This window comes from Herminiimonas sp., assembly GCF_030645555.1.
GTDB lineage: Bacteria > Pseudomonadota > Gammaproteobacteria > Burkholderiales > Burkholderiaceae_D > Oxalicibacterium.
The window spans coordinates 1-5,996 of sequence record NZ_JAUSME010000041.1; the positions used below are offsets into that span (position 1 = coordinate 1).

Annotated in this window: 3 protein-coding genes, 1 tRNA gene and 1 pseudogene; 1 reads left to right on the forward strand and 4 read right to left on the reverse strand. The window is 54.8% G+C overall.

All coding sequences use genetic code 11. From position 1 onward, the window contains the following. Positions 1-3,259, forward strand: a 3,259-nt coding sequence (locus Q7T06_RS01680; RefSeq protein ID WP_370652328.1) for a beta strand repeat-containing protein, incomplete at its 5' end; no start/stop codon positions are given. A gap of 1,283 nt (positions 3,260-4,542) precedes the next feature. Here Q7T06_RS01680 and Q7T06_RS01685 read toward each other — a convergent pair. The 4 genes and pseudogenes from Q7T06_RS01685 to Q7T06_RS01700 form a co-directional block, all read right to left on the reverse strand. Beyond that, a tRNA-Pro gene (locus tag Q7T06_RS01685) sits at positions 4,543-4,619 on the reverse strand. Between the two features lie 78 nt (positions 4,620-4,697). Further along, positions 4,698-5,087 (reverse strand): MerR family transcriptional regulator, encoded by a 390-nt coding sequence (locus Q7T06_RS01690; protein ID WP_304779085.1) that lies wholly within the window; start codon positions 5,085-5,087, stop codon positions 4,698-4,700. 5 nt (positions 5,088-5,092) lie between these two features. Beyond that, positions 5,093-5,506 carry an integration host factor subunit alpha gene (locus Q7T06_RS01695; protein ID WP_304779089.1) on the reverse strand — a complete coding sequence of 138 codons (414 nt, stop codon included), beginning with the start codon at positions 5,504-5,506 and terminating at the stop codon, positions 5,093-5,095. Between the two features lie 46 nt (positions 5,507-5,552). Next, positions 5,553-5,996 (reverse strand): annotated as a pseudogene (locus Q7T06_RS01700) (phenylalanine--tRNA ligase subunit beta); the annotation flags it as partial.

The following is a 5,996-nucleotide window of genomic DNA, read 5'->3' on the forward strand; positions in this document are numbered from 1 at the left end:
CAACACGCTGGCAGCCAACCTTAGCAATGGCACGCTGCGATTTGCCAATAACCAGAACTTGAACATAGGCACAGTCAACGGCGTCAATGGCGTCACCAACACGGCTGGAACAACGCAGTTCTACCTGGACGGTGGCGGGCAGACACTGACGCTGGCACAGAATGTCAATTCAAGTAATGTCTATCTGCGTGCAAACGGCGGCGTCAATCAGACTGGCGGAACGATTACCGCCAACACGCTGGCACTAGCCGGCGGCGCAGCCACACTCAACCAGGCCGGCAATAATGTCAACACGCTGGCGGCCAATATCAATGGCGCACTGTCCTATACCGATACCAACCGTGTCACGATAGGCAGCGCATCCGGCATCAATGGCATTACGACCAGCAACCATGACGTCACGCTCACTACCGGCGACTCATCCGGTTACGACCCGAGCAAACAGCCGGACGCCAGCAACCTGGCCAGCCTCATCCTCAATGAAAGCATCAATGCCGGCAGCGGCAACGTCAGATTGACCACGGGATCGGGCGGCGCCTTTCAGCGGCATGACACGGATGCCAGCGGCGCGCTGCTGGCCAATGGCTCGATCACCGCCAACGCACTGCTGCTGAAGGGCAGTAGCGCCAGCAAAGTCACGCCATTCGTGCTGACCAATGCGGCTAACCGCATCAACACGCTGGCAGCGAGCGCGAATGGTTCCATCAGTTTTGCCGGCGCCGGCAACAGCAGCACCACGGTGACGGTTGGCTCCATCGACGGCATCAACGGCATTAACACCACCTCCAACACTGTCGTCAGCACGACCAACAATGCCGACGGGTCGATCACCAGCAGCACCAACGAAAACAATGTTTCGATCTCGATAGGCGGCAACCTCAACATCGATCAAAACATCACCGCCTCGACTGCCAGCGGCACCGATACGGTCTCGCTGGGAATCGGTGGCGACTTCACCGCCCGCACCGCCAGCGGCATCAAGGTCACGGCCGACACCCTGGGCGTCTTTGGCGACGATAACAAGGGCACTTTCAACATAGTGTCCGACGTTGCCAATCTCGCGGCAGCCGGCGGCAAGCTGATGGTGATCGACAACAGCCAGCATGTGGGCGACCTGACCGGCATCGGCATAGGCGCGCCTGCCGCGGCCGCCAGCGCCACCAACGGCGGCAACTCGGTCAACGTCAACAGTGCCAGCAGACCCGTCGGCGATTTTTATCTGACCACCAGCGGCGGCCTGAATATCATCAAGCTGATGAGCCAGGGCAGCAACCTGATGTTGCGCTCGAGTTCACTCAATATCCTGCTCGATGCAGTGACGGCAGACGGTGCACGCATCATGCTGCAACCCTATAACCTCGCCAGCAAGGTAGGCATCAACAACAGCAGCGAAGCAGGCTTTGCCACCGACATCAACTACGATGCCGCCACCCTGCTCAAGTTTACCAACCCGACCTCAACCTTCTTTTTCGGCACGCCGCAAAATGTGATCCTGCAGGATGCAAATGTGCCTGCTGCCGCGAAAAACACACTGACCGGCGACGTGCATATAGGCTACGACGGCGCATTCAATCTGGGCTATCGCAGCCTGTCGGCGCAAACTTCGGGCAACATGATTGCGTACAACGTCGGCCCCCTGTACAACCTGCGCCTGGCCGCACCCAACCTGACTATCAATTCGTTCAGCACCTTCGGCCCGCAGATGCATTTCTTCAGCAACAATCTGAGCCTGCCCGGCAGCGCAAGCGCCTATGTCAACCCGAACAAGCCCGAAATCACGCTGCGTTCGCTGAACAACCACACGATGTGGATAGGCAACCTCGGCGCGGGCTATGAAAATGCAATTTCGCCGCAAACCATAGTCAAAATGCCGGATGGCAGCACGATCATCATCAGCGGCAGCACCGACTACGCATTTCCAGAAGCCGGCAGCACCGGCGGCTACGATGCCAACGGCAACAAGATCTATGGCGACATCCATATCCCCTGGAACAGCGGCCTTGTTTTATTGGGTAACCGAAAACTGATCCTGTCCACCGGCAAGGGCCTCTACACCTACAATCCGACACCGATCTATACAAGCAAGAATGACGGCGGCACCAGCGGCGGTTTGTGGCAAGGCTGTCTCAACCTGACAGACTGCATGGGGACCAACCCTAGCCCCTTCCCCAATCCCGACCCGCCGGGCGGCGGAACCGGAAACGACGATAGCAACCCAGGCACCTCCAGCGGTGGATGCCAGGGATGCCCGCCTGCGCCCCCGAACACGAATCCTTACCCGCCTGAGACCACGCCATCCGATGGAAACGGCAACCCTGGTAATGACGACAACAACAATAACAACGACAGCAATAACGACAATACCAATACCGACAACAACGGCGATGGCAATAACAACGACGATACGGGCAACAACGACAACACTAACAACGACGATGGCGGCGATAACAATAATGGCGGCCATGACAATTCCAAAACGGACAGTGGCGGCACTAGTGATGGCGACAACAATGACAACGGAAATAACGGTGACGGCGACGGTACTGGCGATGGTGATAACGGCCCCCGGAATGGCAGCGGTGGCAACAGCACGAGCGACAACGGTGATGGTACCAGCGGCGACCTGAATGGCGGCGACAGCGACGGCAATGGCGACGGTGCCAGCGATGGCAATGACGGCGGCAACAATGGCGGCGGTGATGGTAATGGCGACCGCGGCGCCGGAACAGGTAGTGGCGGCACCGGCGATGGTGACGGCAGCAATGGAGCCGGCGATGGTGACGGCAACAATGGAGGCAGAGATGGTGGTGACGGTTCCGGCGATGGCAGTGGCGGAAACGGCTCAGGCGACAGCAACGATGGCAGTGGCGATGGTGGCGCCGGCAATGGCAGCGGCGGCACCAGCAACGGCGCCGATAATAGCGGCAACGGTGCGACTGGAAGCGGCAATGGCGGCGCTGGTGACGGCAAAGGCGGCAATGGCAACGGCGACAGTTCCGGTGGCAAAGGTACCGGTGATGGCAATGGAGAAAGCGGCGACGCCGGTTCGGATACCGATAGCGGTGACACCGCGGATGGAAAATCCAGCGCCCAGTCGCCTGCATTCGATATCAGCTGCCAGGATGTGAGCGCAAGCAGGCAGGAAGCCGCAACAGCAGGCAATCAAAATGCCAAACGCAATCTGGTTGAAGTGAAGCGCGAAGGCTTGAAATTGCGCGATCCATGCCAGCAGCAAGCGCCGCAAAATAGCAAACGCTAGTGCGGCGCTGCTTTCGACAACGGAACTGAGCGGAGCGAAAAGATCAGCGCCGCAAAAGGAAAAGGGGTTACAGACAGAATCTGTAACCCCTTTAATTTTTTGGTCGGGACGGAGTGATTCGAACACTCGACCCCTTGCACCCCATGCAGGACAATACAGGATTAACAGCAGTAAGGGCATTAATACTTAACATATTGCGTCTAATATATAGTCGTTGCATTATATAGCTGTACGCCGCATGAGTCCTACATCCCCTTGTCGAAATTAGACAGTTATTGGATGCAGATGGGCTGTCACAACAGATAAATTTATAGGCTCAGATGTATCTAGCAAAGGCGGGACGATTCACTATGACGGCAGGGTCGAATACGACCGTACACGTGAAAATGGTGAGTACATGGAAAACAATCAAGAGTCGTCGGTCGCCGAATCGAAGCAGCAGGAAACCGAGGCCTGTGTAGCCAAGGGAATGAAATATCCATGCGACTAACCCTCGACGAATACGCCTGTTGATTTCACCCGGACAGTTTGGCAAAGTAGTAGGTGGCGGCTTTGTTTAGAATGTCACTTTTCTCAGTGACGCGTTTGAGCTCTGCTTTTAACTTTCTCAATTTGAATTGAGGGACATTGATAGCGTTTCTCTGAGGAACTGACACGCTGTATTGCGTAACCCACTGACACAGACTTTGGCCACTGACGTCGAGCCGCCTAAAAAATCGACAACAGCGTGTCCTCGCTTCGTGACTTGTTTGACCGCGTAAATCTTGAATTTTTCTGTGTAGCGCTTTGCACTCATGACACCTCCGTCACCAATAAATTTTTAGGCCTAGATGTGTCTCGCAAAGTCGGTGCGATTCAATTATAGTCAGTGCGCGTACATGTGTACGTGCCATTTGGAGAAACAACATGAAGAAATCTCTTACAGTAGCTTTCATCCTAGCGATGTTGTCGTCAGCAGCATTTGCTGGGGAGTGCGGTAATCCCAAATATTGTGCGAAGCAAAAAGATGGTAGTTGCGTTTGCGGCGTATCTAAGTAACGAAGTCGTTGGCCACATCGATGAAACATTTCCGTGTGGCCGACGTCAGCGACACATGCTGCCAAAGCAGGTGAAAACAAGTTGTCTATCAAAACGCGTCTTGCGCACACATCTGGCAAGACATCAGAGATTTACATCAAGGAATCAGTACCAGAATTGTCGACAATTGATCTGCCGTTGCCGTGGCTGAAATGAAAACAGCGCTGTATATTGATACAGGAAATAAGGTAAATCGTTGATTCTATTGGTCGGGACGGAGTGATTCGAACACTCGACCCCTTGCACCCCATGCAAGTACGCTACCAGGCTGCGCTACGCCCCGACGAACGGGAAATTATACCAGAGCAATACTGCATTTTCGACATGTAAAAATGCGAAATGCTGCTCACAATAGGCTGCGCTATTTCAGCAGTGTCAGGATTTCCATCAGTTCATGGCGTATCGCCAGCACGGCATTCGGATCGATGGTGACGCCGTCCAGCGGCAACTCGTCATCGCCACGGGCTTCCAGTATCCGGCTATCGAGTTTGTTGCGCGCACCACTGATAGTGAAGCCCTGCTCGTACAGCAATTCACGTATGCGGCGTATCAGCAGCACTTCATGGTGCTGGTAATAGCGTCGGTTGCCACGTCGCTTGACCGGCTTCAACTGGGTGAATTCCTGCTCCCAATAGCGCAGGACGTGCGGCTTGACGCCACACAACTCGCTGACTTCACCGATAGTGAAGTAACGCTTGGCTGGAATTGGCGGCAATGCGGCCAGTTCAGGTTTGCTGATCCGTTCAGTCATTTAATTCAGGCGGAGTGTGCGAGCGGCTTTTGGCTGGAAATTTCGACCATGCCCTTGAGCTTTTGGCTGGCATGGAAGGTGACGACGCGGCGCGCGGTGATAGGGATTTCTTCCCCTGTTTTTGGGTTGCGGCCCGGGCGTTGCGGCTTGTCGCGCAACTGGAAGTTGCCGAAACCGGACAGTTTGACGGCTTCGCCGCGCTCCAGCGCATTGCGAATTTCATCAAAAAAGGTCTCGACCATGTCCTTGGCTTCGCGCTTGTTCAAACCAACTTGCTCAAACAATAATTCGGCCAGTTCAGCCTTGGTCAGCGTCGGCAAAGCCTTTTCCGCTTGCGAGCGCACCTGCGCCTCCAGCATCGCGCGGTTGAGGTCCGCTGCCAATACGGATTGGAGCTCGGCTGAATTCACATCATTCATATTGATTTTATTCACGGCCTGGTTCATTGCCTGAGGCACATCTTGCTTATGCACGTAATTTAGCCCCATGCCTGGTGCCGGCAGCGGCAACAAAAGCAGCCATTGCAGCATCGACCAGATCGTCCTGGAGTGTTAATTGAGTATCTTGCAAGGTGAAGCGGAAAGCAAGACTTTTTTCGTCGCTTTCCAATCCCTTGCCACGATATTCATCAAATAAAACAACCACTTGCAAGATGTTGCAAATTGGATTTATTTTCTTCTCAACAACAAAAACATCCATCAAATCCTGCATCGAGCCTGCATGTTTGACGACCAGCGCCTAGTCGCGCGTCACTGCAGGGAACTTGGAAATTTCCTTGTAGAAAGGCACGTTGACTTGTTGCAAGGCGCTTGCATCGACCTCGAATAAAACCGGCGCAAGCGGCAAATCGTATTTTTGCTGCCAGCGCGGGTGCAATTCTCCGATAATGCCGACTACTGCGCCCTCAAG

What these genes read in the sequence shown, in the direction of transcription:
- Q7T06_RS01695 (WP_304779089.1), bottom strand. Translation starts at nt 5,506, where the DNA reads ATGAATGATGTGAATTCAGCCGAGCTCCAATCCGTATTGGCAGCGGAC.
- Q7T06_RS01690 (WP_304779085.1), bottom strand. Translation starts at nt 5,087, where the DNA reads ATGACTGAACGGATCAGCAAACCTGAACTGGCCGCATTGCCGCCAATT.